This is a genomic window from Companilactobacillus allii (assembly GCF_001971585.1).
Classification (GTDB): Bacteria; Bacillota; Bacilli; order Lactobacillales; family Lactobacillaceae; genus Companilactobacillus; species Companilactobacillus allii.
Genome location: NZ_CP019323.1, coordinates 2,158,565 through 2,175,737, shown reverse-complemented (window position 1 = coordinate 2,175,737; position 17,173 = coordinate 2,158,565). Strand labels below are relative to the sequence as shown.

At 34.3% G+C, this 17,173-nt stretch carries 15 protein-coding genes; 11 read left to right on the top strand and 4 right to left on the bottom strand.

From position 1 onward, the window contains the following. Positions 1–16: 16 nt before the first annotated feature. The 3 genes from pyrF to BTM29_RS10750 are packed head-to-tail and all read left to right on the top strand — an operon-like array spanning position 17 to position 2,375. On the top strand, positions 17–709 hold the full coding sequence (pyrF, locus tag BTM29_RS10760; protein WP_076617458.1) for an orotidine-5'-phosphate decarboxylase: 693 nt from the start codon (positions 17–19) through the stop codon (positions 707–709). Beyond that, positions 709–1,347: an orotate phosphoribosyltransferase gene (gene pyrE / locus BTM29_RS10755; protein ID WP_076617454.1), complete on the top strand. Its 639-nt coding sequence runs from the start codon at positions 709–711 to the stop codon at positions 1,345–1,347. Before pyrF ends, pyrE begins: the two co-directional genes overlap by 1 nt. Positions 1,348–1,349: 2 nt before the next feature. After that, on the top strand, positions 1,350–2,375 hold the full coding sequence (locus BTM29_RS10750; RefSeq protein WP_076617450.1) for a quinone-dependent dihydroorotate dehydrogenase: 1,026 nt from the start codon (positions 1,350–1,352) through the stop codon (positions 2,373–2,375). Here BTM29_RS10750 and BTM29_RS10745 read toward each other — a convergent pair. Next, positions 2,359–3,951, bottom strand: a complete 1,593-nt coding sequence (locus BTM29_RS10745) for an L-lactate permease (RefSeq protein WP_076617447.1) — start codon at positions 3,949–3,951, stop codon at positions 2,359–2,361. The genes BTM29_RS10750 and BTM29_RS10745 overlap by 17 nt on opposite strands. Before the next feature lie 338 nt (positions 3,952–4,289). Continuing rightward, the gene (locus BTM29_RS10740) at positions 4,290–5,879 is read right to left on the bottom strand and encodes an L-lactate permease (RefSeq protein ID WP_076617443.1); all 1,590 of its coding nucleotides are present in this window, start codon (positions 5,877–5,879) and stop codon (positions 4,290–4,292) included. A gap of 262 nt (positions 5,880–6,141) precedes the next feature. On the opposite strand from BTM29_RS10740, the gene BTM29_RS10735 reads away from it, so the two are divergent. The 3 genes from BTM29_RS10735 to BTM29_RS10725 all read left to right on the top strand — a co-directional run bounded on the left by BTM29_RS10735 (position 6,142) and on the right by BTM29_RS10725 (position 8,444). Next, the gene (locus BTM29_RS10735; RefSeq protein ID WP_076617440.1) at positions 6,142–6,624 is read left to right on the top strand and encodes a GNAT family N-acetyltransferase; all 483 of its coding nucleotides are present in this window, start codon (positions 6,142–6,144) and stop codon (positions 6,622–6,624) included. Between the two features lie 103 nt (positions 6,625–6,727). Then, positions 6,728–7,069 (top strand): PadR family transcriptional regulator, encoded by a 342-nt coding sequence (locus BTM29_RS10730; RefSeq protein WP_076617436.1) that lies wholly within the window; start codon positions 6,728–6,730, stop codon positions 7,067–7,069. A gap of 1 nt (position 7,070) precedes the next feature. Then, the gene (locus tag BTM29_RS10725) at positions 7,071–8,444 is read left to right on the top strand and encodes a DUF4097 family beta strand repeat-containing protein (RefSeq protein WP_076617432.1); all 1,374 of its coding nucleotides are present in this window, start codon (positions 7,071–7,073) and stop codon (positions 8,442–8,444) included. Positions 8,445–8,746: 302 nt separating this feature from the next. Here the strand turns inward: BTM29_RS10725 and BTM29_RS10720 are convergent, their stop codons facing one another. After that, a complete protein-coding gene (locus BTM29_RS10720; protein ID WP_083685984.1) occupies positions 8,747–9,439 on the bottom strand; it encodes an EAL domain-containing protein in 693 nt (230 codons plus the stop codon). Between the two features lie 80 nt (positions 9,440–9,519). Between BTM29_RS10720 and BTM29_RS10715 the strand changes: the two genes are divergently transcribed. Continuing rightward, a complete protein-coding gene (locus BTM29_RS10715) occupies positions 9,520–10,887 on the top strand; it encodes an FAD-dependent oxidoreductase (RefSeq protein ID WP_225972200.1) in 1,368 nt (455 codons plus the stop codon). 61 nt (positions 10,888–10,948) lie between these two features. Here the strand turns inward: BTM29_RS10715 and BTM29_RS10710 are convergent, their stop codons facing one another. Next, on the bottom strand, positions 10,949–11,533 hold the full coding sequence (locus BTM29_RS10710) for a hypothetical protein (RefSeq protein ID WP_125673061.1): 585 nt from the start codon (positions 11,531–11,533) through the stop codon (positions 10,949–10,951). 131 nt (positions 11,534–11,664) lie between these two features. On the opposite strand from BTM29_RS10710, the gene BTM29_RS10705 reads away from it, so the two are divergent. The 4 genes from BTM29_RS10705 (at position 11,665) to BTM29_RS10690 (ending at position 16,993) form a co-directional block, all read left to right on the top strand. Further along, complete coding sequence (locus BTM29_RS10705) at positions 11,665–13,167, top strand: YfcC family protein (protein ID WP_076617421.1); 1,503 nt, start codon at positions 11,665–11,667, stop codon at positions 13,165–13,167. A gap of 38 nt (positions 13,168–13,205) precedes the next feature. Further along, on the top strand, positions 13,206–14,540 hold the full coding sequence (locus BTM29_RS10700) for a M20 family metallopeptidase (RefSeq protein WP_076617418.1): 1,335 nt from the start codon (positions 13,206–13,208) through the stop codon (positions 14,538–14,540). A 246-nt stretch (positions 14,541–14,786) separates the two neighbouring features. Further along, the gene (aroA, locus tag BTM29_RS10695; RefSeq protein ID WP_076618917.1) at positions 14,787–16,067 is read left to right on the top strand and encodes a 3-phosphoshikimate 1-carboxyvinyltransferase; all 1,281 of its coding nucleotides are present in this window, start codon (positions 14,787–14,789) and stop codon (positions 16,065–16,067) included. Between the two features lie 74 nt (positions 16,068–16,141). Beyond that, entirely contained in the window at positions 16,142–16,993 is an 852-nt protein-coding gene (locus BTM29_RS10690) for a Cof-type HAD-IIB family hydrolase (protein WP_076617415.1), read from the top strand. Positions 16,994–17,173: the final 180 nt, after the last annotated feature.

Genomic DNA, 17,173 nt, shown 5'->3' with positions numbered 1-17,173 from the left:
GAGGCAGTGAGTAGTAATGAAAAAACCTGTTATAGTTGCGTTAGATTTTGCTGATGATTTTGAATGTATTGAATTCTTAAGTCAATTTCCCAAGAATGATGAGTTATTTGTCAAGATTGGCTTGGAAATGTTTTGTCAATTTGGTTATCCCTTTGTTAGAAGCTTGAGAAATCGTGGATACAATATATTTTTGGATTTGAAACTTCATGACATACCCAATACCGTTCGTAGGACTTGTGAGATGATTTCTAAGTGGGATGTACAAATGTTGACGGTTCATGCCAGTGGTGGTGCTGAAATGATTGCTGCCGCAAAAAGTGGCCTTGATGGATCAGGCACAAAGTTACTAGCAGTTACACAATTGACATCACTTGGACAAGTTGAACTGGCAAATGAATTACAAGTTCCGTTAAAATCACAAGATTATGTTACACATTTAGCAAAATTGGCCTTTAATAATGGTGCTGATGGAGTTATTTCATCAGCTCTAGAGGTTCCATTAATAAAAGAAGCAACTAGTAAGGATTTTCTATGTATTACTCCAGGTATCAGACCGAAATCTGCTCAAGTAGGAGATCAAAAGCGTGTTGCAACACCGGCCAAGGCGAGAGTTTTGGGTAGTGATGGAATCGTGGTCGGACGTCCAATTACACAAGCAAGTAATGGATTTATTGCATATCAAAATATTTCTAAGGAGTGGAATAAATAATGGATAAAACTAAAGTATCAAATAATATTGCAAGTGAGTTGTTGAGTATAAAGGCAGTAACACTTAGTCCTAAGAAACCGTTCGTCTGGGCAAGTGGAATCAATGCACCAATATATACAGACAATAGATTAACAATTGCATATCCAGATTTTCGTCAAAAAATAGCTGAAGATCTATCTGATTTGATAAAAGAAGTTTATCCAGATGTTGAGGTTATAGGTGGTGTAGCGACCGCAGGAATTCCTCATGCCACTGGTGTTTCTAATATTTTGAATCTACCTCTAAATTATGTTCGTTCTCAACCTAAAGATCATGGTAAAAAAGGTCAAATTGAAGGGCGCTGTCAAAAAGGTGACAAAGTCGTGTTAATTGATGACTTGATTTCAACTGGTGGTAGTATTTTGAAAGCTGTTGAAGCAGTTAGACAAGCTGGAGCAGAAGTCATTGGTACAGCCGCAATATTTTCTTATAATTTACCTGAAAGTACAAAGAATTTCGATGATGCTAAAACAAAATTAGTAACACTCACAGATTATCCAACCATGATAGAAGTTGCTCAAAAACAAGATTACGTTGAAGAAAGTGACATGGAATTATTAAGACAGTGGTATAAAGAACCAGAAAGTTGGGGCAAATAATAATGGACTTATATAAACTTGCAAGACCGCTTATTTTTTCAATTGATCCAGAAAAGGACCATCATCTGGTAGCCAATGGATTAAAAATATTCAATAAGAATCCCAAAATTTTACGTAAAATGTTTTATACTAAGAAACGTCCTAACTTAAGCGTTACAATTAAGAACTTAACTTTTGATTCACCAATTGGAATTGCAGCTGGATTTGATAAAAAAGCTGAATTCTACAATAGCCTTGGAGCACTTGGAGCCGGGTTCGTCGAAGTGGGTAGTGTCACTAAAAAAGCTCAAGCTGGGAATAAGAAGAAGCGAGTTTTTCGTCTTCCTGAAGATAAGGCTATTATTAATCGAATGGGTTTAAATAATGATGGAATAAAAATCACAAAAGATAGATTAAAAAATCAACCAGCTAATGATGTGAAGATTGGCCTAAGTATTGCACCTAGTCATGGATTGAATGATACTGGAAAAGTTCTTGAAATGATTGAAAGTGTAAAAGAAATCCATGATCAAGCCGATTATATTGCTTTGAATATTAGTTGTCCTAATCAAAAAGGAGTTGCAACACTGCAACATGTTGAACTTTTAACACAAATATTAACTGGTATTAAAGAACTGAATATTGATGAGCCAGTATTTTGTAAGTTTGGTAATGATATTGATACTAATGAGTTAATAGCTACACTACATTCGGTAGAGAATTTATTAGATGGAGTTATTTTAACTAATACAAGTGGTATGAAACGAGATAATCTTGTTTCAATTGATAAAAAAGAAAATGGTGGTCTTAGTGGTAAGCCGTTATTTGAAACTTCAATTGCTATGACAAAATTAGTTCATGAACAATTCCCTCATATGCCAATTATTTATTCGGGTGGTGTGTTTACACCAGAAGATGCGAAAACTGCTCTAAAGTCTGGGGCAAGCTTAGTTGAGGTCTATACAGGTTTCATTTATAACGGACCAACTATGATTGAACGTATTAATCGTTCTCTATCTGAAGAACAAATGATCAAAGAATTGAAATAAATACGAAGCCAACAATACCAACTAATAGGCAATATAGTAAAGATGGAGTCAATGTCTTTCTCAGTATGGCTCCTTCTTTTCCACTCATGCCAACTAGGGAACTAACGGCAACAATATTGTGAACACAGATCATGTTACCAGCAGCGGCACCAATTAAATGAGCAGACAAAACAATTTGTTTGGAGATATTGGCATTATTAGCAATATCGGATTGGATCTGTCCAAAGGTTAAAGTCGAAACGGTTGCACTACCAGTGACAAATGAACCTAAAGCACCAAGGAAAGGTGCAACAAAGATCCATCCTTTTGAGAAGTATTTTGAGACAAAACTAGCAATGTACATAGGCATACTTAATAAGTGAGCGCTATTGTAATTGGAGTTTGTAAAAAGTTGAACCATGATCAATGTAACGATCAAGGCAAGTGCAGTAGATTTCATTGATTTAATAACTGTTATTCCGGTTGGAATAAAACTTTTTATTGACTTAACTTGGATCAATAGCCCCAATATTACGGCTATTGTTAAAAGAGTTCCCGGGGAATACATGAATTCCCAATCAGAGTTGAGGTTTTTAATTCCTAGAATATTTCTCCATGACAGATTCAAAAAAGTAGTTAAAAATGCCTTTAATGGTTTGATAACACGAGATAGCAATAACATAATGACCACGATAATATATGGTGACCATGCTTTAAATAGTGACATATCAGAGGCTTCAGCTGATGTGTTATTTTTTTGTTTCATTGTCCAAGGATCTGACAAGCTTGATTTCGGTATTAATAATTTAATTTTAATAGTAATAATTGCGATAATAATGGTTGTAAATGGTGAAAGAATCGATACAAATTCATAACCGATAAGTTTTGCAGATAAAAGGGCGATGAGACTATAACAGATTCCCAAGAAAAGTGTCCATGGCAAGAATTCTAGCCAATATTTTATTTTGGGCTCTTTATTTTTACCAAATAAAAAAACTAGTAAGAATATTAACATTGTGGGCATCAGTGAACCAGCAAATAAGTCGATTTGTGTGAGACTTTGACCAACACTGTTTAAAAAGTTGGTTGAATCATTTACGTTACTCAGTCCAACAGTTAAAGGAGTTCCTACCGCACCAAACGCTGCGGGTGTTGAATCAGCAACTAAGGCTAGTGTGACAGAAGACATTGGTGAAAAGCCCAGTGCAATCATCAATGGGGCAGTCACCATGGCTGGTGTTCCAAATCCAGACACACCTTCAATTAGTCCACCAAATAGATAGGCTATTAGAATGGTTTGAACACGCATATCGGATGATAGTTTTTCGAAGCCAATATTAATTCTAGTTATTGCGCCAGTATGTTCTAATGTTTTTAACATGACTAAGGCACCAAATAATATCCAAATAATTGGGAGTGATTTATGTATTGCCTGAAGAACCGATGCGATTAAAATCTTAGTGTGCATCTTCCAAAAAATCACTCCTAAAATCATAACTACTACAGCACTGATTGACATTCCTTTTGTAGCAGGTAGATTTAATACACCTAATAATATCATCGGCAAAATTACGGCCGATAGTGCAACAAGTATCATGATGATCCCCCCAAATTAGAGTTTGTAAAAATATTTGATAATTCCATAATAATGACCTCCTAAAAAAAATAGCCCCAAAATATATCTTCCAATTTTTGAATGGGGAGAATACTGTGAAGCTTGTGATACGCAAAATTCACAATCTGCTCGTTTATACTAACATATTATTTTTGTAGTTAAAACTTTAATGTATCAGCTATGTAAGCGCTGACTATTTTGCTATGAAAACGCGTGACCGTCTAGTTCAAAAAAAGCCCCGCATTTACTTACGTAAATACTGGACTTTTTTAGTAACTATACTCGAAAGCTAAGCGCGTTTTGTCACGCTCTTATAATAATTATAGAGATATAAATACAAATCCGATTATACCAACTAATAAACAATACAACAGTGAAGGCGCCAATGTTTTCCTCAAAATGGTACCTTCTTGGCCACTTAGTCCAACTAGAGAACTAACAGCTACAATGTTGTGAACACAAATCATGTTACCAGCGGCCGCACCAATTAACTGAGCAGCCAATACGATTTGTTGTGAAATATTGGCATTACTTGCAATATCTGATTGAATTTGAGCAAATGTCAAGGTTGAAACGGTTGAACTACCAGTAACAAAGGCACCCAACGCTCCAAGGAATGGTGCGATAAAGATCCATCCAGCAGAGAAGTATTTGGAGACAAATTCTGCGATATACATTGGCATACTTACCAGATTGGCATTATTGAAATTGGAATTAGTAAATACTTGAACCATGATCAACGTCACGATCAAAGCTATCGCAGTATTTTTCATTGATTTTATAACGTTGATAGAAGTAGGGATGAAGCTTTTTAGAGATTTAACTTGGATCAATAATCCCAATAACACAGCAATGGTCAGAATTGTTCCTGGTGAATATAGGAACTCCCAATCAGAATTGAGTCCCTTGATTCCTAGAATGTTTGTCCATGATAAATTTAAGAATGAAGTCATGAACGATTTTAAGGCTGGTATTGTTCTAGATAATAGTAATAGTAGAACAACTAAGATATATGGTGACCAGGCTGTTAGAAGTGACATATCAGATTTTTCATCTTTTTCGCCAGTGGAATCTTTCATTGTCCAAGGATCATTAAAACTTGATTTGGGTATTAAGAACTTGGTACGAATAGTAATGATGGCCACTATTATGGTAACAAATGGTGCCAGGATGGAGACAAATTCATAACCGACAAACATTGCAGTTAATAAGGCTGCTACGCTATAGAATATACCTATTAACAACGTCCATGGAATAAATTGGATCCATTCTTTTATTTTTGGTTCGTCAGATTTACCAAATAGAAAAATTAGTAGAAATACCAACATTGTTGGCATTAATGAACCAGCAAATAAGTCTATAGAAGTTAAGCTCTTACCAATACTATTTAAGAAATTCGTACTCTCACTAACATTACTTAATCCAACAGTTAATGGGGTACCAACGGCTCCGAATGCAGCAGGCGTTGAATCGGCAATTAAAGCTAAGGTTACAGAGGCAATTGGCGAAAATCCTAAGGCTATCATCAAAGGTGCAGTTACCATGGCAGGAGTTCCAAATCCAGATACTCCTTCAATTAGTCCACCGAATAGATACGCGATTAAGATAATTTGAACACGCATATCTGATGACAACTTTTCAAAACCAATATTAATTCTGGTTATGGCTCCAGTGTGCTCCAAAGTCTTGAGCATAATCAATGCACCAAAGAGTATCCAAATAATTGGTAGTGACTTGTGTATTGCTTGTAAGATTGATGCCAAGAGTATTTTGGTATTCATTTTCCAAAAAATAGCTCCTAGGATCATAACAACAATGGCACTGATAGACATCCCCTTAGTAGCAGGGAGATTTAATATTCCTAACAATATCATTGGTAAAATAACAGCCGATAAGGCGACTAAAATCATTCACGGTCCTCCAGTTGAATAATATCTTTCAAAAAAGCTTCGAGGATTCTTCCATAATTTGGAGAGAAACACCTCGAAGCTTCAAGTTATTAAAAAGAATTTATTCATTTATAAGTTTCTTGACACTTAATATTTTAGCATATTAAATATGGCATGGATACTATAATGACAATAGTTTGACCGATGATTTGATTTTTTACAAATTATAAAAAAGGGTGTAAATTTAAATTATTAATTTAGTTAATTTAAAAAGGGGACAAAAATGGATTTAACCTTTAAACAGATTACAGAAGTAACCGCAGATGATTACGAATTATTATTGGACGCTGATCCATATAAGGGGATTGTTGATGAATATATTACACGTTCAACTGTATTCGAAGTATTCAATGTTGATAAATTAGTTGGGATCGTGGCCTTATTACCAACAAGACCACATACTTTGGAGATAGTTAATATCGCTGTAGCTAAAGAACAACAAAATCTTGGAATAGGTACACAAATACTTAAAAAAATGATTTTTGCCGCTAAAACAGCAGGATACTCTACATTAGAGATCGGTACTGGAAGTAATTCATATCAACAATTACATCTTTATCAAAAGCTAGGATTTAGAATGTCTTGGATCGATAAAGATTTTTTCACTAAAAATTATCCTAAAAAAATTATTGAAGAGTTTTTAACATTCAATGGTTTTGTCTTAAAAGACATGGTCAGACTAACAATGGAATTAAAAAAGAGTTGAGATTTGTATTGAATCTCAACTCTTTTTATTATACTTTTAATTCAATTACTTTGACACACACAGTAGTTGATGATACATTATACCTATCGAAAGGAAGTTGAATATGAAGCCGATAATTTCTAAAGATATTATTCGTGGTCATACAACGACTATCGTTTTGAATATTTTGAATCAAAATGACAGTTATGGTTATGAAATTGCGAAGACAATTAAACAAATGAGTCATGAGACATATGAATTAAACGAAGCAACATTATATACGGTATTTAGAAGACTTGAGAAAAATAATGATATACAAAGTTATTGGGGCGACGAGAGTCAAGGCGGTCGTCGTAAATATTACAAAATAACTGAGCAAGGTAAAGCAACTTTAAAAGAGAATATAAAAGAATGGAATTTCGCTAAGCACGTAATTGATGATTTGATTCTTGGAAGGATTGATTGATATGAACGAAAAAATTGTAGATTTAGTAAAAGAAAAACTATCCGAAATATTTGAGGATTACCCCCAAACATCTGATATTCATGAGTTAGCAGCAGAATTGAAATCAGACTTGATCTCCTCAGCAGAAGATAAATTTAAAGATGGAATGTCTGAAGAAAGTGCTGTAGATAAAGCATTTGATGAATTCGGTGATATTACTGACTTGATCGATGATGTGATGCAAGATGATCCTGAAGAAAATAGCAATGAAGGTCATCATATTGATATTAATCAATCCGGTATAACCATTGATGGTGGTGATAAGCTAAAAATCGATAAAAAAGGTGTTTTTATCAATAAAGGTAATTCATTTAGGGCTGATGGTTCTGGAGTATCGATTAACAATGGTAAAGTATTTCGTGCGGATGAAAATGGTGTCAAAGTAGGTAATATGACAATTGATGGCCGTGGAATAAACTTCGAAAAAAATAAAAGTAAAGTTAATGATACATTTTCTAAATTCGATGAGTCATTTGATCACAACGTAGATACAGAGATCTATGTTGAGACGCTTGATCTAGTAAATGAAAAGTCATTTGAAATTTCTGATATTAAAAGACTAGATATCTCATATGGATTCGCTACTGTTAAAATTCTTCCAAGTAATGGTGACAAGGTTATTTTGAGAGAATATATGTCTCGTAATAATCCAGATTACTTTGCTCGAACTAAAGTTGATGAGGGTACACTAAAAATCAAGCAAGGACGTTTTCCTAAGTTCTTACATTTGAAGGTTAGAACTCAGATCCTTATCCCTAAGACATTTTTAGGAGATATGCGCATCACAAGTGTTGCAGGTAATCTTTATATTGATGGTATTAGTAATATGGGCATTATTAAGACAACAATCAATAGTGGAAATGGATACTTCAATAATGTTTCAGTTAATAATTTCTCAGTTAAGGCGCAGTCTGGCAAAATAAAAATCAAAAATGTTAAAGCTGATGATTTATTACAACTGTTAGCTCATAGTGGAGCAATTAGGATCGAAAATGTACTTGGCAATGAGTTTGAAATCAAAGCTCACAGCGGTTCGGTACGTGGAGAAAAGTTAGGCGGTAGTGGTACGATCGAAAGTCATTCAGGTGCAGTCACATTAAGTATTAGTGAACTTACTGGAGATTTAAATATTGATTCTCATAGTGGGGCTGTAAAACTTAACATGCTTACTGATAACTATAAATTTGATCTACAGGCTAAAAGTGGAACGGTCCGTTCACCAGAAGGTGCAATCCTTAATCATGATACTTTTGATTTTAAAGATGGATTTATTGGTGATAACCCAGTTCACACGATTAACGCAAGGGCTTTATCTGGTGCAGTTAAGTTGTACTAATTAAAAAATAGGGTTGTGACATGGCTCCTTTTTTACCCAAATTTGCAGCTAAACGTGTGAAAATGCACAATTTCTTCCGCTTAAAAAAAATAATGAGAGCGTGACAAAACACGTTCAGTTTTCGTTTATAAGTCCAAAGAGCCGGTATTTACGTAAGTAAATATCGGTTTTTTGGACTTATAGGGAGAAAATTGTGTTTTGGCACGCGTTTTCACTGCAAGTTTGAGTAGAAAAGGAGTTATGTCACAACCCCATTATTTTTTTAATGCTCGGAAATTATCCGTGCATTTTCATACTCTCGTTTATACGGCAATAGAATCTTGCGGTAAATTTAATAATTGTGGTCTACTAAAATAGTAACCTTGTTTAAGTTTTATACCGAGTTCATTGCTTAATTTATTATCAGAGTGATCTTCAATTCCTTCAAGTACTAAACGTAATCCATATTCGATACTGATTGCGTGCCAAAAGTGGATTTTTTGCTGAATCTTGGGATCTTTAAATTCTTTATTGAAGTTTTGTAAGGCAAACTTTATTTCTGAAGCAAGAGGTAGTAACTCTTGGATTTCATGGAAGTAATTATTACCGGTTCCAACATCATCGAGTGAAAGCTGCATTCCCTTTTTTACAAATGATTTCAATCTTGGTAGTAAATCTTCAATCGAGTATTTTTGTGGACCATCTTCTTCAGTTAATTCAACAATAAGCTTAGTTGGATATAATTGTTTTTGACTTTTAATTATGGCCTCAGCAATTGGAGTTGTCATTAATTGTTCACGATTGATATTTACTGAACAGCGACGTACCTTAAGTGAAAGCACTTTGGTAGTCTCTACTAAAAGATCAGCAATTATTTGAGGGTCAATTGATGTAAATGATTCAGGCAGACGCCATCCCTGTGAAGTTAGCTGTTTCATCAATAGTTCATAGCTAACAATTGTATTAGTTTTTGCATCAATTTGTGGTTGAACAAAGTAACGATAAGTTGGAATCAATAAAATGCCTCCGTAATATACTATTTAATATCTTGCAGAAGAACAGTATACTATGTTTATCCAATAAATGATAGAAAGAAATGATTTATTTTATGAAAGTTGTTGTCATTGGTTGTACGCATGCCGGTATTGAGGCAGTTAGACAAATCTTAAAATATTATCCTGATACTAAAATTACTGTTTATGAGAGACAAAGTAATATTTCTTATTTATCTTGTGCAACATATTTACACATTGAAGGTACAGTAGAGAAGCTTTCTGATGCACGTTATGTAGAGCCTGATGATTTTGAGGAACAAGGGGTCACTATGGAAATCAATCATGACGTTATCCAAGTAGATTCTGTTAAACATACAATACTAGTTCAAAACTTGCTTACTAAAGAAATGGAAACCACTACATATGACAAATTGATTATGGCTACAGGATCAATTACTGCTATTCCAGCTATTCCAGGGATTGAGAATCCAAAAGTTTTACTATGTAAAACATATGATCAAGCAAATAATTTATGTGAATATACAAGTGAAAATCAACAAATTGCCATTATTGGCGGTGGTTATGTGGGTGTTGAATTAGCACAAGGATATTCTAAATCTGGTCATAAAGTGTTATTAGTCCAAAAGTCACCATACTTGTTGGATAAATATGTAGAGCCGTTAATTTCTAATAAAATAAAAGAAGAATTGATTTCAAACGGAGTTCAAGTATTAACTAATTCAAAAGTCACTTCTTTTAAGGATACAGCGAACAATAAATTGTTGATTACTACAAAAGATGGTAATTACGAAGTTGATATAGCAGCTATTGGAGCAGGGATGATCCCACAAACGGAACTTTTGCAGGGCCAAGTTGATATGGCTGAAAATGATGCAATTATAACTGATGATTATATGCAAACATCTAATCCTGATATTCTTGCTGCAGGGGATGCTTCAGTTATTCATTTTAATCCAACAAGTTCGACTTCCTATTCTCCATTAGTATCTCATGCTGTTCGACAGGGTACTTTAGCGGGAATCAATATATTTGAACGTCGTTTAAGGTCAATCGGGACTCAAGCTACGACTGGAATACTTGTATTCGGTAATACCGTGGCTAGTACAGGCTTGACATTATCTCAGGCTAAAGAGGCCAATTTTAATGCTGCAAGCGTTGTATATGAAGGACCATATCGCCTTGAATTTATGCCTGATTCTTATAATGTAGTTGTTGAATTGATATATGATAAAAATAATCGTAAAGTTCTAGGGGCACAATTAATGTCTCAACACGATGTATCTCAATCAGCCAATACGATTTCGGTATTGATGCAATACGGAGGCACAATAGATCAATTGGCAATGATAGATATGTTATTTTCACCTAATTTTAATGGACCATTCGATTACTTGAATCTGGCTGGTCAAAAAGCAGTTGATCAGGAAAAGGGATATCTAAGAACATAAGAATGTAATTAAAAAAAGTCAGGTTAAGCTGACTTTTTTTGTTGGATGAAATAGTAAATTATTATATTTTTTCTTCCAATATATTAGAAACATTCATTACTCGTGCTTGAATATTTTTATTATCATGTAGCTGATCAAAAGACATATCAAGATTTATATTGTGGCTTTTTAACTGAATCTCTAAGTTTAAAGGTTTTCTCAGCCAAACAAAGTGTGATTGCTTAGTATTATTTAAGGTCGTGATATCTTCAACAGAATAAGTTTTATTCTCTGTTTTCACTGTAAAATTATGAATCTGCGAATAACTGATGAATTGTAATTTTGATTGTTTTGCCAAAAAAATCAATTTTAATTTGGCACGATAAGAACTCATATCGTAGTAAGTAATGCCGTGTTTTTCAAGTATCCAATAACCATATAAAAGTGGCAGATAACTAGGATAATAAATAAAGAGCATTACAAATAAAATGATCAAAAATATTGTTATTCCAATTTTGTTGTTTGCAAATGAACTGGCAATTCCCAAAATTGCGCTTATCAGGATACTTCTGAACAGAGGCCCATGATTTATTTCTCTACCAAACGTAATCGTGCTATTCATCTTATCACCCGTATTTTCTATTATCTTAATTGTAGCTGTAAGCAACCGTTTTCACAAATAAAATTTATTTTAGCATTTTTTAAGTAAATTTGTTTTAAAATCATTTTGAAAACGTTGTATTAAATGAATAAATTGTTTAAGCTGTAATTTGTACTTTTATTCAGGGAGGAGAAAATATGAATAAAACAGTAAAGAAGTTTAAAATGCCTTCAGCATACACGATCTTGTTTTTCCTTATTATTTTGGTAGCCATATTGACATGGATAATTCCTGCAGGTCAATATGCAACAACAAAAGCTGGAAATATTATTTCGGGAACTTATAGGGCACGTACTAACAGTCCTCAAGGAATTTGGGATGTATTTATGGCTCCAGTCAATGGGATGGTTGGTACAGCAAATACAGATGGTTCAATCTCAATTTCATTATTTATTTTAGTGATCGGTGGATTCTTGGGAGTTGTAAATAAGACAAGAGCCATCGATGATGGTATTTCTGCAATTATAAAAAATAATAATGGTAAAGAAAAAGCCATTATTCCAATTTTAATGATATTGTTTGCCATTGGTGGATCAACATTTGGTATGGGTGAAGAGACGATTGCTTTTTATCCAATCTTAATCCCAGTTATGATCAGCGTTGGTTATGATTCGATTACGGCAATTTCAATTGCACTTATAGGTACTCAGGTGGGATGTTTGGCATCAACAGTTAACCCATTTGCTACTGGAGTTGCTTCACAGACTATTAATATCTCACCAGGACAGGGACTTATTTCTAGATTGGTGCTATTAATAATTACCACAGCTATTAGTATCTTTTATGTTATGCACTATGCTGCTAAGGTCAAAAAAGATCCCTCAGCGTCATATGTATTTGAACATCGTCAAAAGGACCTTGAAGATTTCTCAATGAAACAAGAGTCTGATGATCATGTATTGTCTAGAGGTCAAAAAATCGTTATCTGGTTATTTGGAGCAACCTTTGTAATTATGATTGCTGGATTGATTCCTTGGAGTAACCTTAATTCAAGTTGGACATTTTTCGACAGCTTTACTAAGTGGCTTACAAATGTACCTTTCTTAGGTGCATTAATTGGTCAAGATATTGCACCACTGGGTACATGGTACTTCTCAGAAATAACAACATTGTTCTTCTTAATGTCAGTTATTGTCATGTTTGTATTCCATATGAGTGAATCAGAATATATCAATGCATTCATGGAAGGTATGGGAGAATTTTTGAGTGTAGCAATTATCGTCTGTGTTGCTCGTGGTATTCAGGTAATAATGAACAATGGTTATATCACAGCGACTGTACTTCACTTCGGTGAAACAGGACTACAACACTTATCTTCAGCTGTATTCATTGTGTTAACATTTATATTCTATATTCCTATGTCATTTTTGATTCCATCTACATCGGGATTAGCTGCCGCTACTATGGGAATTATGGGACCACTAGGTAAATTCTCTGGTGTTGATGGATCTCTTGTAATCACAGCCTATCAAGCAGCTTCTGGCTGGGTCAATTTGATCACACCAACTTCAGGTGTTGTTATGGGTGCACTTGCCATCGGACACGTTAATATCGTTTCTTGGTGGAAGTACATGTGGAAGTTAATGGTAATACTATTTGTTGTTGTTGCTGGATATTTGGTTGTTGTTTCGATGCTGTAATGAAATAATAGAGTTATTAACTTGAAAGGGGTTCCATAATGAAAACATTTATCACAGATAAAGTTCAAAATGATGCAATTCACGAATTAAGTAAGGTAATTGCAGTTCCCTCATATTGTGAAGAGGCTGGGGAAAATGAACCATTTGGTCCTGGTCCTAAAAAGGCCTTAGAAAAGGTTTTGGAAATTGCTGAAAGTATTGGATTTACAACACACATTGATCCTAAGGGTTATTATGGTTATGCCGATATTGGTGAGGGTGATCAGATATTTGGTTTAGTGTGTCACATGGATGTTGTTCCGGCAGGAAATATTGATGCTTGGAATACTGAACCATTCAAGATGGTTGAAAAAGATGGAAAGTTATTTGGCCGTGGTACACAAGATGATAAAGGTCCAAGTGTTGCCTCAATGTTTGCTGTTAAATCCATTATGGATGCTGGCTATACTTTCAATAAAAAAATTCGTTTTATCTTTGGTACTGACGAAGAAACACTTTGGAGATGTCTCGCACAATATAACAAGTTTGAATCTCCAATTGACATGGGAATTGCACCAGATGCTGAATTCCCATTGATATATGCTGAAAAAGGATTACAACAATCTTATTTGGTTGGTGAAGGTTCTGATGAGTTGAATCTTAATATTGTAGATGCCTTCAACGCTGTGCCCGGTAAAGCAATTTACAATGGTCCAAAGCAAGATGAGGTATTTGAAGCATTACAAAATCATAAGTTTGATGCTGATATGACCTCTGACGGTATCGAGATTCACGGTAACTCAGTTCATGCAATGAATGCCCCAGAAGGAACTAATGCGACTGTCAGACTCGGTATTGCTTTAGCAGATGTTTTTCCAGATGTAAAAATCCTTCAATTTTTGAAGAAATTCGGGGAAGATGCTAATGCTACCAACTTATTGGGTGATATATCCGATGATGTATCTGGTAAATTGACCTTTAATATTTCGAGTTTGGAGATAAATTCCAAAAGATCACGTCTGCAAATTGATATGAGAATCCCAGTAAAAGTGGACCACGATGAATTAATTAAAAAAGTCGAAGAAGCAGTTAAACCATTTGATATTAAATATGAGAACTTTGACTATGTAGCACCTTTGTACGTTCCAACTGATACTGAGCTTGTAAAAACATTAATGTCAGCGTATCAAGATGTAACAGGTGATACTAAATCTAAACCAGCTATTTCAGGTGGTGCAACCTTTGCTAGAACTATGAATAATTGTGTTGCATTTGGTGCAATGCTACCAACTACTCCTGATTTCATGCATCAGGTTAATGAAAATTGGAGCAAGGCAGATATGAGAAAAGCAATGGAGATAATTGCTGAAGCTGTATATCGTTTATGTGTCTAGACAAATACTTTGTAAAAATGAAAGAAGTATTATAATATATTTTATATTCTAAAAGAACTGCTTTAGCAGTTCTTTTTTTCTTGCGTTTTTTAATCATCAAGACTAAAAATTTGTCTTATATTAGTAAATTGGTTAGTTTAAAGGTAAGAAAAAACGTTGAAATCTTAAAAGATCAAACTTATCAGAAAGGATACGCAAGGTGTTATCTTGCGGGTGAATAATATGTTCAATTTTAATACGCAGCCTATGAAATATAGATTTCAGGGCGAAATGACAGTACCCGGGGATAAAAGTATTGCTCATCGAGCAATTATTCTAGGAGCATTAGCCAAAGGCGTAACGCAGATTAGTAATTTTTCTTTTTCAGAGGATCTATCTACGACTGTTAAGTTATTTCAAGACCTTGGTGTCAAAATGCATATTGAACCCACTACTAAGGACATGATTATTAAGGGGTCAAATCATGAATTCAATCCAATTACACATAATTTGAATTTAAATAATGTAGGAGAATTACAAAGTTTGATAATGGGGATGTTATCGACTATTCCAGATACATACACTTTAAGTGGCGGAAAATTTCTAGATAAGCGTCCTTTTGATAACTTGGCATTGTTATTGACTGATATGGGCGTTGGCTTAAACCGGTTATCAAGTGATTATTTGCCACTAGAAATTACAGGTTCAAATAAGCTACAAGGAATAACTTATCAACAAGATATAGCTAGTGCACAAATTAAAAGTGGACTGATATTTGCCAGTCTATATGCAGATTCAAAAACTGAAATACTGCGAAAAATGCCGACACGAAATCATACAGAAGTGTTGGCAAATTATTTTGGAGCAGATATTGTAACTGATCAAAATGTTATTACCGTTAATCCAAAAAATACTCAATTGATTGGTCAAAATTTGACGATTCCAGGCGATTTTTCATCAGCAGCGTTTTATATCGTTGGTGCCTTGTTAGCAGAAAACAGTCATTTAGTACTTCGACATGTAGGATTAAACTCAACTAGAATTGGCTTATTGGATGTAATTAAGCAAATGGGCGGTAATATCGAAATAACCAATCGATCTAATAATAGTGTTGAGCCATTTGGTGATTTGACAATAGTTAACCAAAAATTACATAGTACAACGATCGGCGCGAAACAGGTCCCATTCATTATTGATGAGATTCCACTTATTGCCCTAATGGCTTCTCAGGCCAGTGGTGAAACAATTATTGAAGATGTCCATGACGTTCATTTACAGATGAGTGATCGGATAACCAATATGCGTGTTGAACTGGCCAAATTAGGTATTATTATGACGGTGAATGATGATTCTATCGTTATTAAAGGTAACCAAACGATCCACGTTAAAGACGATGTTGACAGTCATGACGATCATCGCATCGCTATGATGTTGTGTATTGCATCGAATTTAATTGATACACCGTTTCAAATTAAAAATATTGAAGCAATCGATATTTCATATCCAGATTTCATCTCTGATATGAAAAAGGTATTGTTTGCCGGGTAGTTTAGGACTTCTTTTTTTTAAATCATTGACGTATGATGGTGTTAATGAAAATATGTAAGGGGTTACGTGACTTTATGATCAAATTTATTGGAACTGATTTAGATGGGACATTACTTAATAGTTACAGCCAAGTACCATTGGAAAACGCTGATGCTATAAGAAGAGCTGTGAATTCAGGGATTATTTACGCAATTTGTTCTGGAAGAACATTACATTCAGTAAATAAATTTTTTAAAAATGATTTAAAAATAGACGGATATAGGGTAGTTCTCAATGGTGGAGTGGTGGTCAATCCCAAAGGTGAAACGGTAGTTGACAGTCCGATAGATCACGATATTGTTGACGAGATATTGAAGCGTGTTGAGTTTAGCAATTTTAAAGTGGTTATTGACGGGATGAATTACACATATGTCTATGATCCTAAAAAGAGTTGGACAACTTATTTTGAGGGAATGAGTAGACATAATGTTCACGCCAATTCTATAGACGATCTTCGAAAGAAAAATGAGGATCCAAATTTCAAGATTTACAAGGTATGTTTTAGCACCACTCCCAAACGTGTATTTGAGCTTCGTAAGAAGTTAGAGTCATTAGCCACACTACCGGTCACGATCAGTCGATCTGGCTCCAGTTATTTTGAAATCAACGCACAGGATGTAACGAAACTTTCAGCTCTACAAAAGATTTCAGAACTAGAAAGTATCCCAATGGCTAGTTCTATGTGTTTTGGTGACTATGGGAACGATTTTGATATGATACGAGAAGTTGGTTATGGAGTCGCGATGGATAATGCCATTGAGAAAGTTAAAGACGTGGCATGGAACATTACTAAGACTAATAACGAAAATGGCGTTGGGGTCATGATTGATCGTGTATTAAACGGTGAATTTGAAAAGAAAAATCATAGAAGTAATATAGATTATTGATATATGTAATATGGCGATGGAAAATGTTTTATTTATTAAAACATTTTTCATCGTTTTTTGTTTTTATTAAAAAACATCTTGCCAAATGCTGATTCTAGTTATACAATCTAGTTGTTCGATGAAAGCGTTTTAAGAAAACGTTTTTATCAAAAAACAAATTTAATACAATTTACTATACAG